This is a genomic window from Nonomuraea sp. NPDC001636, assembly GCF_040298265.1.
Lineage (GTDB): Bacteria > Actinomycetota > Actinomycetes > Streptosporangiales > Streptosporangiaceae > Nonomuraea.
Window position 1 is genome coordinate 20,739 of sequence record NZ_JBEOZT010000038.1, and the last position, 17,934, is coordinate 38,672.

General features: G+C 72.3%; 16 protein-coding genes and 1 pseudogene. 4 read left to right on the forward strand and 13 right to left on the reverse strand.

What is annotated here, in order from left to right:
* Positions 1 to 82 precede the first annotated feature (82 nt).
* Positions 83 to 2,419: a hypothetical protein gene (locus tag ABT158_RS45020; protein WP_352364531.1), complete on the forward strand. Its 2,337-nt coding sequence runs from the start codon at positions 83 to 85 to the stop codon at positions 2,417 to 2,419.
* Positions 2,420 to 2,574: 155 nt separating this feature from the next.
* On the opposite strand, the gene ABT158_RS45025 is transcribed toward ABT158_RS45020, so the two are convergent.
* From ABT158_RS45025 to ABT158_RS45055, 7 genes are all read right to left on the reverse strand, one after another.
* Complete coding sequence (locus ABT158_RS45025; protein ID WP_352364533.1) at positions 2,575 to 3,909, reverse strand: erythromycin esterase family protein; 1,335 nt, start codon at positions 3,907 to 3,909, stop codon at positions 2,575 to 2,577.
* 158 nt (positions 3,910 to 4,067) lie between these two features.
* Positions 4,068 to 5,339, reverse strand: coding sequence for a TolB-like translocation protein (locus ABT158_RS45030; RefSeq protein ID WP_352364535.1), 1,272 nt, complete (start codon positions 5,337 to 5,339; stop codon positions 4,068 to 4,070).
* Positions 5,336 to 5,803, reverse strand: coding sequence for a SigE family RNA polymerase sigma factor (locus tag ABT158_RS45035; protein ID WP_352364537.1), 468 nt, complete (start codon positions 5,801 to 5,803; stop codon positions 5,336 to 5,338). Before ABT158_RS45035 ends, ABT158_RS45030 begins: the two co-directional genes overlap by 4 nt.
* Before the next feature lie 143 nt (positions 5,804 to 5,946).
* Positions 5,947 to 6,609, reverse strand: coding sequence for a response regulator transcription factor (locus ABT158_RS45040; RefSeq protein ID WP_352364539.1), 663 nt, complete (start codon positions 6,607 to 6,609; stop codon positions 5,947 to 5,949).
* Positions 6,606 to 7,706, reverse strand: coding sequence for a sensor histidine kinase (locus tag ABT158_RS45045; protein WP_352364541.1), 1,101 nt, complete (start codon positions 7,704 to 7,706; stop codon positions 6,606 to 6,608). Before ABT158_RS45045 ends, ABT158_RS45040 begins: the two co-directional genes overlap by 4 nt.
* Complete coding sequence (locus tag ABT158_RS45050; protein ID WP_352364543.1) at positions 7,703 to 8,284, reverse strand: DUF998 domain-containing protein; 582 nt, start codon at positions 8,282 to 8,284, stop codon at positions 7,703 to 7,705. The genes ABT158_RS45045 and ABT158_RS45050 overlap by 4 nt, the downstream gene beginning before the upstream one ends.
* A gap of 100 nt (positions 8,285 to 8,384) precedes the next feature.
* The gene (locus ABT158_RS45055) at positions 8,385 to 9,056 is read right to left on the reverse strand and encodes a TetR/AcrR family transcriptional regulator (protein WP_352364545.1); all 672 of its coding nucleotides are present in this window, start codon (positions 9,054 to 9,056) and stop codon (positions 8,385 to 8,387) included.
* A gap of 75 nt (positions 9,057 to 9,131) precedes the next feature.
* On the opposite strand from ABT158_RS45055, the gene ABT158_RS45060 reads away from it, so the two are divergent.
* Positions 9,132 to 10,070 (forward strand): MBL fold metallo-hydrolase, encoded by a 939-nt coding sequence (locus ABT158_RS45060; protein ID WP_352364547.1) that lies wholly within the window; start codon positions 9,132 to 9,134, stop codon positions 10,068 to 10,070.
* Positions 10,071 to 10,095: 25 nt separating this feature from the next.
* Here the strand turns inward: ABT158_RS45060 and ABT158_RS45065 are convergent, their stop codons facing one another.
* From ABT158_RS45065 to ABT158_RS45085, 5 genes and pseudogenes are all read right to left on the reverse strand, one after another.
* Positions 10,096 to 12,498, reverse strand: coding sequence for a glycoside hydrolase family 5 protein (locus ABT158_RS45065; RefSeq protein WP_352364549.1), 2,403 nt, complete (start codon positions 12,496 to 12,498; stop codon positions 10,096 to 10,098).
* Between the two features lie 126 nt (positions 12,499 to 12,624).
* The gene (locus ABT158_RS45070) at positions 12,625 to 13,377 is read right to left on the reverse strand and encodes a hypothetical protein (protein WP_352364551.1); all 753 of its coding nucleotides are present in this window, start codon (positions 13,375 to 13,377) and stop codon (positions 12,625 to 12,627) included.
* Positions 13,378 to 13,486: 109 nt separating this feature from the next.
* Positions 13,487 to 13,612 (reverse strand): hypothetical protein, encoded by a 126-nt coding sequence (locus tag ABT158_RS45075; protein WP_352364553.1) that lies wholly within the window; start codon positions 13,610 to 13,612, stop codon positions 13,487 to 13,489.
* A gap of 10 nt (positions 13,613 to 13,622) precedes the next feature.
* Positions 13,623 to 14,036, reverse strand: a pseudogene (locus ABT158_RS45080) (alpha/beta fold hydrolase); the annotation flags it as partial.
* Positions 14,037 to 14,120: 84 nt separating this feature from the next.
* Positions 14,121 to 14,345: a tautomerase family protein gene (locus ABT158_RS45085; RefSeq protein WP_352364557.1), complete on the reverse strand. Its 225-nt coding sequence runs from the start codon at positions 14,343 to 14,345 to the stop codon at positions 14,121 to 14,123.
* 153 nt (positions 14,346 to 14,498) lie between these two features.
* Here ABT158_RS45085 and ABT158_RS45090 point away from each other — a divergent pair, with 153 nt between their 5' ends.
* Positions 14,499 to 15,263, forward strand: coding sequence for a beta-phosphoglucomutase family hydrolase (locus ABT158_RS45090; RefSeq protein WP_352364559.1), 765 nt, complete (start codon positions 14,499 to 14,501; stop codon positions 15,261 to 15,263).
* Positions 15,260 to 17,638, forward strand: coding sequence for a glycoside hydrolase family 65 protein (locus tag ABT158_RS45095; RefSeq protein ID WP_352364561.1), 2,379 nt, complete (start codon positions 15,260 to 15,262; stop codon positions 17,636 to 17,638). The genes ABT158_RS45090 and ABT158_RS45095 overlap by 4 nt, the downstream gene beginning before the upstream one ends.
* Here the strand turns inward: ABT158_RS45095 and ABT158_RS45100 are convergent.
* On the reverse strand, positions 17,635 to 17,877 hold the full coding sequence (locus ABT158_RS45100) for a DUF6289 family protein (RefSeq protein WP_352364563.1): 243 nt from the start codon (positions 17,875 to 17,877) through the stop codon (positions 17,635 to 17,637). The genes ABT158_RS45095 and ABT158_RS45100 overlap by 4 nt on opposite strands.
* Between the last annotated feature and the right edge of the window lie 57 nt (positions 17,878 to 17,934).

Consider the following 17,934-nt stretch of genomic DNA (forward strand, 5'->3'; position numbering starts at 1 on the left):
CCGAATTCTAGTAAAGACTCTTGCCCGGATGCAATAAAGACTCTTTACTGTATCTCGCAGCCCCCTCATCCGGAGGAACCCCATGGCACGACTCCAGAACCTCCTGCTCGCCGCGACCGTCGCGCTCGGCGCGGGACCGGCCGTCACCGCCGCACCCGCCACGGCCACCGCACCCGCCACGGCCGCCACGGTCGTCGATCCCTTCGTCCTCCAGGTCGGCGCCACGCTGCCGGCTCTGCAAGGCAGGATCACCGCACTCGCCGCCGGCCCCGGTGGCGTCGTCGCCGCCGCCCACGACAAGGGCCTGGCCCTGTACGCCGCCGGCGCCTGGACCTCCCTGCCGGTCACCGCCGCCCACAAGGTCGTCTGGCGCGGCGACGACCTCGTCGCCCTCACCGCCGGCGGCCTGCTGACGATCAGGAACGCGGCGAAGGCCGGCCGGCAGGCGGGGGAGCGCGACGACCTCGCCAAGGGCGCTGATCGGCTGCCGCCGGGCGTCGATCCGGCCACGGCGTTGCTGCTCGGCGGCGACGACGTGATCCTCGTCCAGGGCGACCGCCTCTACCGCAAGGGGCCCGGCGGCTCGTGGCGTCCCGACCGGCTGCCCGGGCAGGCCACCGCCGCCGCCCGCGCCGGATCCGGGGCCGTCGCCGTGGCCACCGCCACCGGCGTCTTCGAGCACACCGGCCGCTCGTGGGCCCAGATCTCACCCGCCCCCGGCACCACCCACCTGGCCTACGACTCCAAGGGCCGCCTCTGGCTGGCCGGCCCCACCGGCCTCACGCTGCGGGACGGCGCCACGCTCAGGCAGTACGGCCCCGCCGAAGGGCTGCCCATGCTCGGCTTCACCGCGATCGCCCCCGGCGCCGGCGGCGACGTCTGGCTCGGCACGGCCAAGGGCGCCGTGCACTTCGACGGCGTCACCTGGGAGTACCGGCAGGGCCGCCGCTGGCTGCCCGACGACGCGGTCGCCGCGATCACCGTGGACGGGAACGCCAACGCCTACTTCGGCACCGCCACGGCCGCCGCCGTCATCGAGGCCCGCCGGACCACGCTGGCGGCGAAGGCGGCCGTCTACGAGCAGGCCATCGACGCCCGGCACAAGCGCACCCCGTACGGCTTCGTCGAGGGCATCGGGCTGGCCAGGCCGGGCGACCTGACCCAGTACGGCCAGGGCGCCAGCGACAACGACGGCCTCTGGACGGGCATGTACGGCGCGGCCGAGGCGTTCAGGTACGCCGCCACCAAGGACGGCACGGCCAAGGCCAACGCGCGCAAGGCGTTCGAGGCGCTGAAGTTCCTCGGCGACGTCACCCAGGCGGGCACCAACCCGGCGCCCAAGGGCTTCATCGCCCGCACGATCCTGGAGACCACGGCCACCGACCCCAACATCAAGGACGACGAGCAGCACGACCGCGACAAGCAGAAGGGCGACGCGTACTGGAAGATCCTGGTCCCGCGCTGGCCCAAGAGCGCCGACGGCAAGTGGTTCTGGAAGACCGACGCCAGCTCCGACGAGCTGGTCGGCCACTACTTCCTCTACGCGCTCTACTACGACCTGGTCGCGACCGGCGCGGAGAAGGACGAGGTGGCGGGCGTCGTGACCAGGCTCACCGACCACCTGATCGACCACGACTTCTCCCTGGTCGACCATGACGGCAAGCCCACCCGCTGGGGCTTCTTCAACCCGAAGGAGCTCAACGGCAACCCGTGGCGGAGGGAGGAGCGCGGCCTCAACAGCCAGACCATCATCACGTTCCTCACCATCGCCCAGCATGTCGCGAAAAATCCAGAAAAATATGCGCAGGCCAAGGCCAAGCTCATCGACGAGCACGGCTACGACCTGAACACCCAGCAGCCCAAGGTCACCCCCGGCGTCGGCGGCGGCAACCAGTCCGACGACGAGATGGCGTTCATGAACTACTACCACCTGCTCCGCTACGAGCAGGACGCCGACCTGAAGGCCACCTGGGCCCGCTCCCTCTACGACTACTGGCAGCAGGAGCAGTACGAGCTCAACCCGTTCTTCAACTTCATCGCCGGCCTCACCCTGAAGGACCAGGTCTGGACCGACGCCTACGGACCCTTCCCGCTGGAGATGACCGGCCCCTGGCTGGAGCAGTCGATCGACACGCTGAAGCGCTTCCCGATCAACATGATCGACTGGAAGCAGAGCAACAGCCAGCGCCTCGACATCGTCAACCTCGGCCGGCACATCCGGCCCGACGCCGACCCGAAGAAGCTCGGCCTGCTCCGCAGCGGCACCGTGCTCCCGATCGACGAGCGGGTGATCAGCCACTGGAACCACGACCCGTACAAGCTGGACCAGGGCGGCGACGGCCACGGCGAGAACGACGGCACCTCGTACCTGCTGCCGTACTGGATGGGCCGGTACCACGGGTTCATCGCCGAGAAGTGAGCCCATGGACAACGGTGAGCGCCCGAGCGGGATCGTCACCTGCTCCAGGACGTCGCCGGGGCGGCGACCGGGCAGCAGGACCTCGCCGGTTGGGAGATCCACCCTGAATGAGGTGAGGCCCGGGGCGTCCGCCGCGGGCCCCGCCGACTGCCTGGCTACTTGAGTATCTGCGCCGAACGCACCTCGTGCAGGTGGACCAGCACGTCGAAGGCGCGGGACAGGGCGGTGTCGTGCAGCGGGTACGGGTACTGCGTGCCGATGTTGCGGGTCGGGCGAGCCACCGCCAGCCAGTCGCGCGCGGCGGCCGGCGCGGTGCGCATGTCGAGGTAGAAGTCGTCGTAGCGGACCCGGTCGAGGGTGTGCTCGTTGCTGCCGGGCTCGGCGGGACCGGCGGTGAACTGCTTCCAGTCGCCGCCCAGCGCGGCGTCCTTCGACAGGAAGGATCCGCGGTCGAAGGTGAAGCCGACGGCGACGTACTTCTTGCCCAGCATGTCGCGCAGGTAGGCGCCCTGGGTCTTCGGGTAGAGCGCCGGGTCGCCGGAGACGTAACCGGCGTGGGTGTTCTGCGCGGACATGAGGATCTTGCCGCCGTGGTGTCGCAGCCACCAGACGGTGTTGTCGGCCATGACCTGGTCGCGGTAGCGCTCGACGACGCTCAGCCAGGACTTGTCGGCCAGGTCGTAGCCGGCGAACTTGGCGGTCTGGGCGATGAACCGGGCATCCTGGACGGCGCTGTCGTACGCGGCCGACGCCTGCGGCCCGCCCAGGCTGACAAGCAGGTCGAGCGCCTGCTGAGCCTTGGCGGCGAGCTGCCGCCGTTCGTCCAGCGGCCGGTTCAGGTAGGCGAAGACGTCGTCGAGCGGGCGCAATCCCTCGTACAGCGCGGCCAGGGGAGCGGCGGAGTCCGGGTGGGCGCCCCGGACGTACTGCGCGACGCGGGCGAAGACCTCCTCGCCCACCTTCGGCGCGCCGAGGTCGTCGCCCATGACGTGCAGCGGGCGGCCGGGGTTCCGGCGGTTGTGCTCGCGCATCCGCTCCAGCATCCCGACGAGTTCCGCACGCTCCCACGGCGAGGCCCGCAGCACCTCCTTGGCGATGGCCCGCAGGTCGCCCTTCCCCGTCCGCAGGTACTCGTCCAGCCGCAGCCCTCCCGACCAGCTGGCCTCCAGCGCGAACGTGGTGAAACCCTTCGTCTCCACGAGATGACGGAAGACCCGCTCCTTCACCGTGAAGAACTCATGCGAACCGTGGGTCGCCTCGCCCATGCCGACGACCCGGGCGTCGCCCACCATCCGGTCGAAGGCCCTCAGGTCGCCGGACTCCGCGCCCGGCTCGGTCGAGCGCAGCTCGTGCGCCGCCGCCTCCAGAGCTCGCACGGGCTCGGCGGGCGCGGCGGGCGCGGCGGGCTCGGCCGCGAAGGCCGCCTGGGCCAGGACGGGCACGAGGGTCAGGCCCGCCGCGAGGGCGGCGATCTTCCGGCCAACGGTCATGTCATTTGCTCCTTGGTATCGATCCTGCTTGACGCCAAGAACCGTATGACGCGCCCGGGTGCCCGGACGATGCCGCTGACCTGCGCATTTTTAGGCGTACGTACTGCCCGGGACAGGTAGGGCCAGCCCTACCGGGGCCGCCCTCGCGCAGGCCGTGCTCACCGGGGGACGGCCTCCAGGTTCAGCACGGTGTACTCCTTGCCGCCGCCGCGGGTCTTGACCTGGCACCCCCCGTTCGCGCACCGCTCGTAGGACTTCTCGTCGGCGTCCCAGAAGATGGTGGTGGACGGTGCGGAGGAGGACGCCCCCGAACCCACGTTCCCGGACGACACGCCCACGGAACGTTCCCCGATCCCGGCCATCGCGCCCGTCGTCAGGTCGTAGAGCAGGGCGATCGGCACGCCGCTCTTGTCGCGGTCCGGGTCGTAGACCTCGAACAGCGCGTACGAGCCGCCCAGCAGCGTTCGCCGGGGCCGTGGCCGCAGCCCTTCGGGCAGGGGCCTGCGTTCGGACCCGTCGATCCGCTGCACGAACGCGTGTCCGTCCAGCATCCCGACGCACCACTGCGCGTCGCACTGCACGCCCTCGGCCCTGTCGGGCAGCGCGACGTCGGCCGAGCGGCCGGTCTCCAGGTCGACGACCCGGTTGTGGTTCGCGAGCGGCTGGTCGTCGCTCAGCCCGGCCGCCCACGGCCAGGCCGTCAGGTGCAGCCCGTCGGTGCCGGGCAGCCGCTCGGGAGCGCTGCCGGTCAGCGGCATGCGATAGACGCCGCCCTCCTTCACCGACCACACGAGCGAGTCGCCGGTGAGGGCGATCCTGTCCACGTCGGCGTCGACCTCGCCCACGCGCCTGGCCTTGCCGCCCTGTACGGGCATGACCCAGAAGTCCGTCCAGGGGACGCTGTCCTGCGGGGTCGCGCCGAACCAGGCGATGTACTCGCGGCTGGCGGTGAAGAGCTGCGGGTAGTACTTCTTGCGCGGGCTGGGGATGTCACCGAGCACCCGCGTCACCCCCGAGGCCGAGTCGTGCACCTCCAGCCGACCGGCCTTCTCGAAGGCCGTGTCCGCGACCAGCAGCACTTCCGTCGCGCTCAGGCCGGTCACCGGATGCATGCGCCGCCCCTCCGAGTCCTTCGCCGGCACCTTGACGACGGCCTCGGGCCACAACTCGGCGGCGGGCCGCGCGGCGGGCAGGGAGGGGGAAGGCGTGATCTGCACGGCGGGCGGGGCGTCCCGCCCGTCCTCGCCCGACAGGACCGCGGTCGTGCCGCCCGCGATCACCACGACCGCGACCGCCGCGAGCAGGACCTGCACCCGCTGCCTGGTACGCCGGGCACGCCGCCGCCGGGCCACGCCGCCCACCAGGTCGCGGCGTTCCACCTGTTCCGCCGCCGTGCGCAGCGTCCGGATCAGGTCCTGTTCGTCGCTCATCGTGCCTCCTGAAACACGCGCTTGATCCGGAGCTTGTCCAACGCGCGGGCGGCCTGGCTCCGTACGGTCCCGCGGGCGACGCCGAGGATCTCGGCGATCTCCTGATCCGGCAGATCCTCGTAGTAGCGCAGCACGAGCACGGCCCGCTGCCGGCGCGGCAGCTCCTGCAGCCCCGCCCACAGGGCGGCGTCGCCGTACTGGTCGAGGCTGCCGTGGTCGGGGACGGCGGCGACCAGCTCCTCGCGATCACGCCGACGCCACGACCTGATGTGCAGCCTGGCCATGGTCGTGCGGACGTAGCCCTCAGGGTCGTCCTTCCTGCGCACCCGTGGCCAGGCGTCCCCCAGGCGGGCCAGCGCCTCCTGCACGAGATCGGCCGCGTCCTCGGAGTTGCCTGTCAGCACGTAGCCGTACCGAAGGAGCGCGTCCCCCCGTGCTCGGACGAACTCGTCGAAATCTTTCACGAAACCAAGGATCAGGACGGAGGCCCTACTGTTGCACGACGCTCTCGGGAGTGCCTCACCAGTTGGCCGGCTCGTGCCCCGCGTCCACGAGGTGCCTCCGGTTGCGTCAGACAATGGAGAGCCGCCTTCGGCGGAGGCCGCGATCAGGAGCCCGGCTGCACCAGGCCGGTCTCGTAGGCGAGGATGACCAGCTGCACCCGGTCTCGGACGCCGAGTTTCATCAGGGCGCGGGTGATGTGCGTCTTGGCGGTCAGCGGGCTGATCACGAGCCTGGCGGCGATCTGGTCGTTGGACAGCCCCTCCGCCACCAGACGGACGACCTCGCGTTCGCGATCGGTGAGCACGGCGAGCGCGGTGAGCCGGTCGCCGCTCAGCGGGGCGGGCCGGTGAGCGAACTGCTGGACGACCCGCCGGGTGACGCTCGGCGACAGCAGTGCCTCGCCCGCGGCCACCACGGCCACGGCGTGGCGCAGCTCGGCCGGTTCGACCTCCTTGGTGAGGAACCCGCTGGCACCGGCGCGCAGCGCGGCGAAGACGTGGTCGTCGGTGTCGAACGTGGTCAGGATGATGACCTTGGTCCCCGGGCGTTCGGCCAGCACCCGGTGGGTGGCCTCGATGCCGTCCATCCCCGGCATGCGGATGTCCATGAGGATCACGTCGGGCTCGGTGGCGCGCGCCTGTCGGACGGCCTCGTCGCCCGTGGCGGCCTCGCCGACCACGGTCAGGTCCTTGGAGCGGTTGAGCAGGCTGCGGAAACCCGCTCGGACGAGGGCCTGGTCGTCGGCGAGCAGCACCTTGATCGTCATGTTGCCATGGGGATGATCGCGCGCACGGCGAACCCCTCGCTCCCTTCGATGCTCAGCGTGCCGCCCAGGGCGGTGACACGTTCGCGCATGCCGGTCAGTCCGTGGCCCCCGGCCAGGATGCCATCGGCCGGGGCGGTCGCGCCGCGGCCGTCGTCGGCCACCTCGACCGTCACCGCGTCGCTCGCATACCGCAGCCGCACCGACGCCCGGGTGGCGTCGGCGTGTTTGATGGTGTTGGTCAGCGCCTCCTGGACGAGCCGGTGGGCCGCGACGGCCTGCGGGCCGGTGACCGTGGCGGCATCGCCCTCCTCGTGCAGTTCCACCTTCAGGCCGGCGGCCCGGGCGGCGGCGACGAGCTCGGAGATGCCGCCCAGGTCCGGCTGCGGGGCGGCATCATCGTCGATCCGCAGCACGCCGATGAGAGAGCGCAGGTCGGCCATGGCCTTGCCGCGCACGTCCATCGCGGTGCGCAGGGCCGCGCGCGTCTCCTCGGGAGAGTCGTCCAGCGCGTCGGCGGCCACGTTGAGATGCACGCCGACCACGGCCAAGGTGTGGGCGATGATGTCGTGCAGCTCGCGGGAGATCTCCAGCCGCTGTTCGGCGAGCCGGCGGCGGGCGTCCGCCTCGCGTGCCTGCTCCAGTTGCGCCCGCCAGCGCGCCTGGAGGTGGCGGGCGTTGCCGACCGCCAGCACCAGCGCCAGCCAGAGCACCTCGGCGCCGCCGGAGGCCAGCGCGCGGGCGGGCGAGCCGCCCGCGACGGCCCAGTCCCAGGCCGGCGCGTACAGCAGCAGGAACAGTCCCACGCCGGCGGCCCAGCGGGTCCGGCCGGCCGCGGCCACGGTGTAGGCGGCCGCGGTCAGCGGCCACACCCAGCCGCCTTCGAACAGCCCGGCTCCCTGGAAGGCGACCAGCACCAGCGCCGAGGCCAGCAGGACGCCGACCGGCCGGCGCCGCCGCGCCACCAGCAACCCGCCGAGCAGGAGCGCCATCGTGACCACGGGCCAGCCGAGCGGGGCGCCGACCGCCGCCGTCCCGGTCAGGACGGCGATGGTCGTGAGCACCCCCGGCAGCACGACGGCCAGGACAGCGGAGATCATCGGCCGGTGCGGGGCAGACGGACGGCGGCCAGTGCCATCCAGCCGAGGGCGGCGGCGATGGCGATGCGCTCGGTCAGTCCCACAACGGGAGGAAATGACCGGGAGACCATGACATCGACAAGAGTGACCACAAACAGGATCATTCCAGACATCAAGGCTACGGTCGCACCGGCGAGCAGGCCGTCCCGCGGCCACGCCCTGGTCAGCACCACGGCGGCGGCGGTGAAGGCGGCGAAGGCCGCCCAGGCGGAGAAGCCGTGCACGCTCTCCGAGACCGACGGGTCGTCCCACCGTCCCGGCGGGTCGGCGGGGAAGATCGCGGCCAGCAGCAGCCCCAGCGACCAGACGCCCAGCAGCCAGGTGCCCGCGCGGCTGGTGCGAGTACGAGCAACCGCCACCGTCAGCGCCGCCGCGCCGAGTGCGAGGGCGACCAACCCGAGCGGCACCAGCCAACCGGCCCTCGTGTTGACGAACCTGCTGATCGTCTCGCCGATCGGGCTCATTTCCCTGTTGACCACGTCCGAGATGGCGAATGCCGCGACGCCGATGCCGACACCGGCAAGAATTGTCTTCTTCACGGCCCAGACGTTATGAGCGGCCTCTGGTGCCCGGCGTCGTCCATGCGCAGACACCTGCGCATACACCGATCGGTGTACGCGCAGGTGCCCCTTGCGGGGGTCAGCCGCGAGGGCGGCGGGCCAGGCGCTCGGTGTGCGCCGAGCGGCCCGCGGGGCGGCCCGCCGCGTGCGACGCCTCCTGGGCCAGGCCGTTGAGCGTCGTACGGACCACGCGCGCGGTCTGGAGATCGACCGCGCGCGGGTCGTCGAAGTGCACCAGGCCATCGGCCAGCAGCACGGCCAGTCCGTGCAGCGCGGCCCACACCACGAACTCCGCCCCCTCGCGGGCGGGCTCGGGCAGGCCGCCGGCCGCGGCGAGCCGGTCGAGCTCCGCGGTGAGGACGTCGTGCGGGTGGGGGGAGATGGCGGAGTCGGGGGCGGTGGCGCCGCCGCGCAGCACGAGCCGGGCGACGGCCGGGTCGTCGAGCGACCAGCGCACATAGCCGCACCCCAGGGCGATCAGCCGCAGCTGCGGGTCGCCGGCCTGGCCGGGCGCGTGCTCGCAGTGCTCTCGCAGGCGTTCCCCGAGCCAGGCGAGCGTGCGCTCGGACAGGGCGCGCACCAGCGTGTCGCGGGAGGCGAAGTGGTGGTAGGCGGCGCTGGGGCTGACGCCGACGCGCGCCGAGGCCTCGCGCAGGGACCAGCCGTCGGCGCCGCGCTCGCGCACGAGGGCTTCGGCGGCGTCGAGCAGCGCGCTGCGCAGGTCACCGTGGTGGTATCGCCCTTTCGCCATCGCCCGATCTTAACACTGATCAGATCTCTGCTACGCTCGCCAGCATCTCAACAGTGTTCAGATTGGAGCCGGACCATGTGCCCCGCCGATGTGACGCCGAACCCGTCCCCTGACCTGGACGACCTGCCCGACGTGCGGACGAGCCCGCCGCCGGTCGTGCGCGGCGAGCCCGTCGAGGTGGCCGACGGCGTGTACGTCATCCCCGACAACCGCGTCGAACTCGTCCCGAACGTCGGCATCGTCGTGGGCGAGCACGCCGCGCTGGTCGTCGACACCGGCCTGGGCCCCCGCAACGGCGACCATGTCCTGGAGCAGGCCCGGCGCCTGGCCGGCGACCGTCGGCTGTACCTGACCATCACGCACTTCCACCCCGAGCACGGGTTCGGGGCGCAGGCGTTCAAGGGGGCCGCGACGATCGTCTACAACGCCGCCCAGCGCGCGGAGCTGCACCGTAAGGGCGCCGCCTACGTCGAGATGTTCAAGGGGCTGAGCGCCGCCGCGGCGGCCGAGCTCGAAGGCGTCGAACTCGTCGATCCCGACCTGGTCTACGAGGGCCGGGCCGAGATCGACCTGGGCGGGCGCAAGGCGGCGCTGCGGGCGGTCGGGCCCGCGCACACGGGCTCCGACCAGGTCGTCGTCATCGACGACCGGGTGCTGTTCGGCGGCGACCTGATCGAGACCCGGATCTTCCCGATCGCGCCGTACTTCCCGCCGTACGACGTGGACGTGGACGGCCCCGGCTGGATCGGCGTGCTCGACGACCTGATCGCCGGCGCGCCCGAGATCGTCGTGCCCGGCCACGGGGAGGTGGGCGGCGTCTCCTTGATCCGCGACGTCCGCGACTACCTCGGCTACGTGCACGGCGAGGTCGCACGGCTGCGCGCGGCCGGAGCCTCCGCCGACGAGACGGCCGCGCGGATCGACGAGCAGGCGCGCGCCCGCTGGAGCACCTGGGAACGCCCCGAGTGGATCGGCTTCGCCGCCCGCGCCTTCTACGCCGGCGACCACCGCTGACCTGACCGGTCGCGCCGGGGGAGCGCTACACGTCCGCCGTCACGCTGTAGGAGCCCGAGGTGCAGCCGGTGACGCGCCAGCCGCCCGGCGCCTGCCGGACGGCGACGCCGCTGAGCCCGGTGCCGCGGACGGACGGCCGCGCGTCGCCCGGGAACCAGACGTCGAGCCCGCACCCGCTGCCCTCGCCCCGGGCCGTGAGGCTCGCGCGGTCCGACGTCAGGCCGGTCAGACGGCCGGGGGTGGAGCGGGGGTAGGGGCGGGAGAGCTCGGCGACGTACTCGGCGGGCGGCGGCAGGTCCTTCCCGGTGGCACAGTCCTCGATCACGAGGTTGCCGCCGGTCATGGCGCCGGCACTGGCGTGGGCGTCGCCGCAGGACTGCTTCCAGACCCAGAACGCGCCTCCGATGCGGTGCCGGTCCTCCTGGTCGGTGTATCTCGCGATCGGGGCGGCGGCGGGGTCGCCGAACCAGCCCCACTCGCCCGACCAGAGCCCGGCGCCGTAGTACTTCGCCGCCCGGCTCGCCAGCTCGAAGCCGCGCTCGATGCTCGTGACGGTGAGACCGGTGCCCTGCTCGATGGTGATCGACTCGTTGTAGAGGTGGGGAGCGAAGACGAGCAGCCGGTCGTCGGTGAAGTCCTTGGGCACCGGGACCTCGAAGCCGAGCCCCGACCAGAGCACGGACGGCTCGAAGAAGACCAGGTGGGGGAAGCCGCGCCGCTCGCCCGCCCGGATGGCCTTGATCGCCCGGTCGTAGTAGCGGCCGAGCAGGACGCCGGAGGTGACCGGCGGCGCCTCGCCGAAGCCGGGCTCGTTCAGCAGGTCGTATCCGGCGACCATCGGCTCGTTCGCGAACCGCTCCGCCAGCATGCCCCAGGCGGCGACCAGGCGGGTCTGGATGCCGTCCCGGTCCTGGTAGAAGTTGGTGAAGGCGCGGGCGACGGCCGGGGAGATGTCGCGTCCGGTGAACTCGCACCTGGGGGCGCCGTCGAAGCGGTCGGCCCAGGTGGGGGCGCCGTCCCAGCCGTGCATCGGGGAGCCGTTCCGGCAGGCGGTGCCGGGGGCGGCGGCGACGCCCTTTCCCCACGCGTCCTGGTGCATGTCGATGACCGTGCGCAGGCCGTGCCGGGCCGCGGTCTCGACGGCCCAGGAGATCTTGGCGAGGTAGGCCGGGTCGTAGTGGCCGGGCCGGGGTTCCAGTGCCGACCAGGACAGGGCGAGACGGACGACGTTGAAGCCCATCCGCGCCATGCCGGCGAAGTCGGCCTCGGTGAGCGGTCGCGTCACCGCCTTGTCCTGAAATTGCTGGAAATAGTCTTCGAGCTGGTTGACGTTCACGCCGCGCAGCAGCACCTCGTTGCCGTCGGCGTCGATGATCCTGCGGTCGGCCGAGAGCGTCAGCCCCGGGGTGCGCGGCGGCGGCGCGGTCGTGGCGCCGGGTTGCAGAAGCGGTAAGGCGAGCGCCGCCGCGGCCACGACCACCGCCATCGGGATCGGCGCGGCCAGGGCGACGCCCTTGCGCGCCGGACGGGGGGCGTCGAGGACGGCGACGAGCAGTGCCGTCGCCAGGGCGAGGAGGGCGCCGAAGGAGAGCGCGGGGGCGAGGCGAAGCATGATCGCCGGCACCCAGAACAGGCCGCCGCCCGCCAGGTCGCCGGGGATCCCGACGGCCACTTCGACCAGGCCCAGCGTCCCGGCCGCCGCCAGCGCGGAGAGCCCGGCCACGACGGCCCTGGGCGAGCTGGTGGCGCTGAGCCGGCGGTGCGACGCCCAGGTCAGCACGCCGAGCAGGGTGACGGCGGCCAGGCAGCCCAGCGGTCCCGCCTCGGGCGCGGGGGCCAGCGGAGAGTCGCCGATCGCATAGCCGACGGGCGAGCCGCCCCACCACACCCCGCCGACCGACGCGGCCAGGACCACGGCCACTCCCGCCGCCGCCCATCCCGCCGCCGACGCCCCCGAGCCCTCGGCGGGCCCCGCGGACGCCGAGGTGGGAGAGAGCGGGACCCGGCGGCGGTGCAGGAGCTGGGCGAGCCAGGCCGCCGCCGCCACCGGCAGGCCGAAGACCGCCGCCTTGACGCCGGTGAAGCCGGTGGCCCACACCAGGTAGAGCACGTCATCGAAGGTCATCGCCAGCGACATCAGCAGCTTCGCCGCCATCGCCGACCACACCACCGCGCCCCACACCAGCAGCGCCGTACGCAGCGGGGCACGTCCGGGGGCGACCGCCCACGCCAGCGCGCCGACCCCTGCCAGCAGCAGCGGCACGTAGACGGCCGGGGCGGCCACCTGCCAGAGCCCGGCGACGGGCAGCAGATCAGCCCCGGTCCAGGTGTACGGCGCGGCCAGCCCCGAAGGGTCGAACACCGCTCCCAGTGCGATGACGGCGGCCAGCACCACGACGGCGATCGGCGACAACCAGCGGTTCCTCATAGTGACGGCGACCATACATGAGCATCGCTCACAAATGAAGAGCCAAGATCCATGCCAACGCGCGGCCGCGCTCGGGGTTGTGCGACGCGAATCCCGCCGCCTGCGAGAGCGCGGCGGGGGAGCTCGTCAGGCGACCTTGGACTCCGGCGCCTTCCAGGTGTTGCACGCGCCCGGGGTGCCCTTGGTGTAGCCCTGCGTGAACCAGTGGAGATCGTTGGCGCTGAGCTTGTCCTTGCTGAAGCGGTCGCGCCAGCGCTTGTCCTTCGGCGTGGGCTCCTCGGCCTTCAGCGTGGCCTTCCAGTTCTTCGACTTCGCGCCCAGGGCCTTGAGCGTCACGCCGGACAGGCACAGCCGCTGCATGTCGAAGCGACGCTCCTGCTCGTCGAGTTGCTTCTCGTCGGCGTCGTTCGGCATGGCCCAGTAGGCCGCACCGATGCCTGTCTGGCCCATGACCACGCCGCTCCACGCCTGGACGACCTGGGTGCGGATCGGCAGTTCGTCCTTGGCGCCGATCCAGTCGGCGGCGAGCTGGACCTGGAGCTGGGAGTAGCAGGTGGTGACGAACGAGCCGGTGATCTCTATCCCGTTGTAGCAGGGCCCCTCTTCGTAGGTGGCTCTGATATCGGTCTTGACCGGCTTGAAGTCGGGGATGAACGGCCCCCAGGCATCGTTCAGACAGCCGACGAGGGTGTTCAGATATTTGGTGGTCGAGGACTTCGTCGTGCCCTTGTCCAGCTTGCAGCTGATCTTGGGGAGCTTGCCCTTCTTGTACAGGGCGTTGTGGGTCAGCTCGGGAACGCCCTGGATCGGGTAGGCGGCTGCCGTACCGGAGAACGCCATCAGTCCGGCCGCCGTGGCAGCCAGCACGCGGATCATCATGAAGCGGGATGTTAGGGGCAGGAGCTTGGCACGGTCTACAGAGATCATCCGGCTATGCCCGCCCGCCACGTCGTTCTCTGGGGCCCGTCAGGGACGGGCCCCAGAGCGGCTACTTCTTCTCGCAGGTGCGGTGGCCGAGGAAGACGTCGTCGATCCCCCACCACCCGGACAGCTGGCCGAGGAAGGTGAACCGGACCCGCACCGCGTTCCGGCCGATCGCCTGGGGCAGCTCCACGACCTGCAGCTCAGGCCCGCGGGCCCCGGGGTAGCCGGCCTTCTTCCAGACGTTCGCCCAGGTCCGGCCGCCGTCGAGGCTGACGTCCACGAGCGCCGTGCCGTTCCCCCTCGGCTCCGGCGGGCCTCATCGTGGCCGCCCAGTGCGGTCCGACCCGGGTCAGCGTCTCCTCCCAGCCGTGCCGGACGAAGTCCGCCTCGGTGTAGGCGGCGATGCCCGAGCTGCCCGGCCACGGCGCGGGTTCGGCCGGGTCCAGGTCGGCGTCCACCAGCACCGGCTCGGCCACCCGCTCCGGATGCCGCTCGGCCAGGTGCACCGCGACCGTCCCGCCCATGCTGTGCGCGACCACCCGCGCCGCGCGCACGTCCGCCGCCCGCAACGCGGTCGCCAGCGCGTCCGCGTGCTCCTCCATGGTGTAGCCGAAGGCGGTGGGCCGGTCGTGAAGTACGGCGCCGCCGCCGCGCCCAGCCCCTGCACGTGAACGCGGACCGGCTCCCGGCCGGCCACCTCAGCCGGGCCCGCCCGAGGCCAGCGCCTTCACCTCCGCGGCCGTCACCGGCTGTCCCGCCACACCCCAGTCGCCGCTCTTGATCTCCTCGATCACGACCAAGGTCAGGGGACGCATGTGCTCACCCTCGACGGCGACGATCGCGTCGGTCAGCTTCCGCACCATCTCGGCCTTCTGGGTGGCGCTGAACACACCCTCGATCACCTTCACGTTGACGAGTGGCATGGGTTCCCCTTCCCCCGACGGCACCTCACGCCGTCCAGCCGACATGCCCCTGGGCGAAGTGGACAAACTCCGCCTGGACGCCGGCGCGGGTGAGGACCGAAGGCGGCGGGTATGCGCAGGTGGGGGCTGGTGTGAGAGGGGAACGGGGGATCCATGCTGGGGCTGCCTGACGGCATTCGGGGGTGCCTGTTCGACATGGACGGCGTGCTGACGCGCACCGCCACCGTGCACGCCAGGGCCTGGAAGTCGATGTTCGACGACTTCCTGCGGGCCTGGAGCGAGCAGACGGGGGCCGCGTTCGTCCCCTTCGACGCGGGCGCCGACTACGACCGCTACGTCGACGGCAGGAAACGGGCGGACGGCGCGCGCGGCTTCCTGGACGCCAGAGGCATCCACCTGCCCGAGGGGACGCCGGACGACCCGCCCGGCACGATGACCGTGTACGGCCTGAGCAACCGCAAGAACGCCCTGGTGCAGGCCATCATCGACCGGGACGGCGTGGGCGTGTTCCCCGGTTCCGTCCGCTACCTGGCCGCGGTCCGGGACGCGGGGCTGCGCCGCGCGGTGGTGTCCTCCAGCGCCAACACCGAGCAGGTCCTCGCCGCCGCCGGGCTCGCCGGGCAGTTCGAGGCCAGGATCGACGGCGTCGTGGCCCGGGATCGGCGGCTCGCCGGCAAGCCGGCTCCGGACATGTACCTGGCGGGCGCCGAGGCGCTGGGGTTGCGGGCGTCGGAGGCGGCGGTGTTCGAGGACGCCCTGGCCGGGGTCGCCGCCGGCCGGGCGGGAGGGTTCGGCTACGTCGTCGGCGTGGACCGGGCGGGGCAGGCGGACGCGTTGCGCGAGCACGGCGCCGACGTCGTGGTGACCGATCTGGCCGACCTGCTGGAGCGGGGCGCGCCGTCCCGGGAGGCCGGATGATCCGGCATCCGGCGTTCACCGTCGAGCCGTGGGCGGTCCGGGAGCGGCATCTCGACCTGCGGGTGCTGGCGCAGACCGAGTCGGTGTTCGCGCTGTCCAACGGCCATATCGGGCTGCGCGGCAACCTGGACGAGGGCGAGCCGCACGGGGCGCCGGGCACGTACCTCAACGGGTTCTACGAGGTGCGGCCGCTGCCGTACGCGGAGGCGGGCTACGGGTACCCGGAATCCGGACAGACCGTGGTGAACGTCACCAACGGCAAGGTGATCCGGCTGCTGGTCGGCGACGAGCCGTTCGACCTGCGGTACGGGACGCTCCACCGGCACGAGCGGGTCCTCGACCTGCGCGCCGGCACCCTGACGCGCACGGCGCACTGGAGCTCCCCGACCGGGGCCCCGGTCCGGATCACGTCCACCCGGCTGGTGTCCTTCACCCACCGCGCGGTCGCCGCGATCCTGTACGAGGTCGAGGCCGTCGAGCGGCCGTTGCGCGTGGTCCTCCAGTCGGAGCTGATCGCCAACGAGACCCAGACCTACGAGAGCGGCGACCCGCGCGCCGCCGCCCCGTTGCACGCGCCGCTGGTCGCGGAGGAGAACGTCCCGAGCAGCGACGGAACGGCGATCATGGTCCACCGCACCCGGGCCAGCGGCCTGCGCGTGGCCGCCGGGATGTGCCACGAGATCGACGGGCCGGACGGCACCCGGGTCGAGGCGCAGGGCAGCGACGACGTCAGCCGGCTGACCGTGGCCACCCACCTGTCGCCCGGGCAGACGCTGCGGCTGGTCAAGTTCTTCTCCTACGGCTGGTCGGCGCAGCGCTCGCGGGCCGCGCTGCACGACCAGGTGGCCGCCGCGCTGGCCTCCGCCCGCCTGGACGGCTGGGACGGCCTGCACGCCGACCAGCGACGCTACCTCGACGACTTCTGGGAAGGCGCGGACGTCGAGGTGGAGGGCGACGCCGAGGTGCAGCAGGCGGTGCGTTTCGGGCTGTTCCATCTGCTGCAGTCGGCCGCGCGCCTGGAGGAGCGCGCCATCCCGGCCAAGGGCCTGACCGGCTCCGGCTACGACGGGCACGCCTTCTGGGACACCGAGATCTTCGTGCTGCCGGTGCTCACGTACACCCATCCGGCGGCCGTCGCGGACGCGCTGTGCTGGCGGCGGACCACGATCCCGCCGGCTCGCGAGCGCGCGAAGCAGCTCGGCCTGCACGGCACCGCCTTCCCCTGGCGGACCATCCACGGCGAGGAGTGCTCCGGCTACTGGCCCGCCGGAGCCGCGGCCTTCCACGTCAACGCCGACATCGCGCACGCCGCGATCCAGTACGTGGACGCCAGCCAGGACCTGGCGTTCGAACAGCGGACCGGCCTGCCGCTGCTGGTCGAGACGGCCCGGCTGTGGTGCGCCCTCGGCCACCACGACCCGGCCGGACGCTACCGCATCGACGGGGTGACCGGCCCCGACGAGTACACCGCCGTGGTCGACGACAACGTGTACACGAACCTGATGGCCCAGCTGAACCTCCGCGCGGCGGCCGAGGCCGCGGACCGCCATCCGGGCCCGGCGGAACGGCTCCAGGTCACCGCCGAGGAGATCCGCCGCTGGCGGGACGCGGCGGAGGCGATGTCCGTGCCCTACGACGAGCGGCTGGGGGTCCATCCGCAGTGCGAGGGCTTCACCCAGCACGCCGTCTGGGACTTCGCGGCCACCAGGCCCGACCAGTATCCGCTGCTGCTGCACTTCCCGTACTTCGACCTCTACCGCAAGCAGGTGGTCAAGCAGGCGGACCTGGTGCTGGCCATGCATCTGCGCGGTGACGCCTTCACCCCGGAGCAGAAGTCCCGCAACTTCGCCTACTACGAGCCGCTGACCGTGCGGGACTCGTCCCTGTCGGCCTGCACCCAGGCGGTGATCGCCGCCGAGGTGGGCCATCTGGAGCTCGCCTACCGCTACCTCGGCGAGGCGGCGCTGATGGACCTGGCGGACCTGGAGAAGAACACCATGGACGGCGTGCACATGGCGTCGCTGGCCGGGGCGTGGATCGCCCTCGTCTCGGGCTTCGGCGGGATGCGCGCGGGTCAGGGACGGATCTGCTTCGCCCCGTCACTCCCGCCCGGCATCACCCGGCTCGCCTTCCGGCTGCGCTACCGCGGCAGCCTGCTGAGCGTCGGCGTCGCCCCGGAGACGACGGTCTACCGGCTGCTGCGGGGGCCGTCGATCACGGTGATCCACCACGGCGAGCAGATCCTCCTGGACGGGACGGCGGTCACCCGGCCCAACCCGTCGCGACCGGCGCCGGAGCAGCGGATCCACCAGCCGCCCGGCCGCGAACCGGGCCCACGCCGTCCCCGGAGCTCCGGCAGGAGGGCGAGTGGCTAAGGCTCGTTGCAGGGGCTGGAGGACCAGGTGACGTAGCCGCTGAGCGTGCCCCAGGTCGAGACCGAACGGTCGCAGAACTGCGTCCTGACGCCCACCAGGTTGGTGCGCGCGGCGTCGGAGAAGTACTGGGTGTTGCACAGGTAACCGACCGGGCAGGCAGGCAGGGCCTGCGCGGTGGCCGGGAGGGTGGCGAGCGTGGCGGCGGCCAGGACCGCGACGGCCAGTACGCGACGGATCATGGATCGTCCTTCCTGATTCGCAGGGAAGCCGGGGGGAATCAGCTGCAGGGTGTCGGA

What these genes read in the sequence shown, in the direction of transcription:
- ABT158_RS45025 (WP_352364533.1), bottom strand. Translation starts at nt 3,909, where the DNA reads ATGACCGTTGGCCGGAAGATCGCCGCCCTCGCGGCGGGCCTGACCCTC.
- ABT158_RS45090 (WP_352364559.1), top strand. Translation starts at nt 14,499, where the DNA reads ATGCTGGGGCTGCCTGACGGCATTCGGGGGTGCCTGTTCGACATGGAC.
- ABT158_RS45100 (WP_352364563.1), bottom strand. Translation starts at nt 17,877, where the DNA reads ATGATCCGTCGCGTACTGGCCGTCGCGGTCCTGGCCGCCGCCACGCTC.
- ABT158_RS45085 (WP_352364557.1), bottom strand. Translation starts at nt 14,345, where the DNA reads ATGCCACTCGTCAACGTGAAGGTGATCGAGGGTGTGTTCAGCGCCACC.
- ABT158_RS45040 (WP_352364539.1), bottom strand. Translation starts at nt 6,609, where the DNA reads ATGACGATCAAGGTGCTGCTCGCCGACGACCAGGCCCTCGTCCGAGCG.
- ABT158_RS45055 (WP_352364545.1), bottom strand. Translation starts at nt 9,056, where the DNA reads ATGGCGAAAGGGCGATACCACCACGGTGACCTGCGCAGCGCGCTGCTC.
- ABT158_RS45060 (WP_352364547.1), top strand. Translation starts at nt 9,132, where the DNA reads ATGTGCCCCGCCGATGTGACGCCGAACCCGTCCCCTGACCTGGACGAC.
- ABT158_RS45030 (WP_352364535.1), bottom strand. Translation starts at nt 5,339, where the DNA reads ATGAGCGACGAACAGGACCTGATCCGGACGCTGCGCACGGCGGCGGAA.
- ABT158_RS45020 (WP_352364531.1), top strand. Translation starts at nt 83, where the DNA reads ATGGCACGACTCCAGAACCTCCTGCTCGCCGCGACCGTCGCGCTCGGC.
- ABT158_RS45070 (WP_352364551.1), bottom strand. Translation starts at nt 13,377, where the DNA reads ATGATGATCCGCGTGCTGGCTGCCACGGCGGCCGGACTGATGGCGTTC.
- ABT158_RS45065 (WP_352364549.1), bottom strand. Translation starts at nt 12,498, where the DNA reads ATGAGGAACCGCTGGTTGTCGCCGATCGCCGTCGTGGTGCTGGCCGCC.
- ABT158_RS45095 (WP_352364561.1), top strand. Translation starts at nt 15,260, where the DNA reads ATGATCCGGCATCCGGCGTTCACCGTCGAGCCGTGGGCGGTCCGGGAG.
- ABT158_RS45045 (WP_352364541.1), bottom strand. Translation starts at nt 7,706, where the DNA reads ATGATCTCCGCTGTCCTGGCCGTCGTGCTGCCGGGGGTGCTCACGACC.